Genomic DNA, 695 nt, shown 5'->3' with positions numbered 1-695 from the left:
CATTGAGGTATGGTTGGCAATAAACATATAACTTTTTTGAGGAATAATTTCTTCTTCAGCTTCTGTTTTTGGATAAAACCCTGCTCCGTATAAAATTACTTTGGCCCAAATTCTGGCCATTTTAAAAAAATGAGGGTACCAACTTTCTTTTAAAAAAGAAAGGAATAAAAAAGGAAACATTACAATGATAGGGAGTAATACTAAAATGTAAAACCAAACACGCCAAAGAATCCAAAAAGGTATTTTTATTATTTTCATAGTGTCAAAAATACACAATCACTTTAAAAATCTCACAAAAGAATTAACTTTGCTAAAAATAGACAAAATTTACAATGGCAAAAATACTTACAGGAATTCAAAGTACTGGAACCCCACATTTAGGGAATTTATTAGGAGCGATTTTACCTGCAATTGAAATAGCGAAAAATCCAGCTAATGAATCGTTTCTTTTTATCGCCGATTTACATTCCATTACACAAATCAAAAACAGCCTCACGTTATTAAATCAAAGCGTAGAGCGACGAGAAGTCATCAGACTCGAACTCGCAAAACAGTCTTCATTCGTCTTCCCGCTATTTGAGGGCTTGATTGGCCAAGTGGATCAACTAGATCGCACGCCTGAATTAGAACAAGTCATGCGTCGCCTCTATTATTTTTCAGGCTTAATCGAAAAAGTCAGCAACGACGCTTCTTTC

The 695-nt window shown here is 34.5% G+C and carries 1 protein-coding gene and 1 pseudogene; one reads left to right on the top strand and one right to left on the bottom strand.

The features are described from left to right. Positions 1–258 (bottom strand): hypothetical protein (locus ACFQSB_RS40225; RefSeq protein ID WP_380832619.1); only part of this gene is annotated, 258 nt, incomplete at its 3' end. 74 nt (positions 259–332) lie between these two features. Between ACFQSB_RS40225 and ACFQSB_RS40220 the strand changes: the two are divergent. Further along, positions 333–695 (top strand): annotated as a pseudogene (locus tag ACFQSB_RS40220) (hypothetical protein); the annotation flags it as partial.

Source organism: Sphaerisporangium rhizosphaerae, from assembly GCF_042665155.1.
In the GTDB taxonomy this organism is placed as follows: domain Bacteria; phylum Actinomycetota; class Actinomycetes; order Streptosporangiales; family Streptosporangiaceae; genus Sphaerisporangium; species Sphaerisporangium rhizosphaerae.
This window is presented reverse-complemented; position numbering and strand designations above follow the sequence as displayed.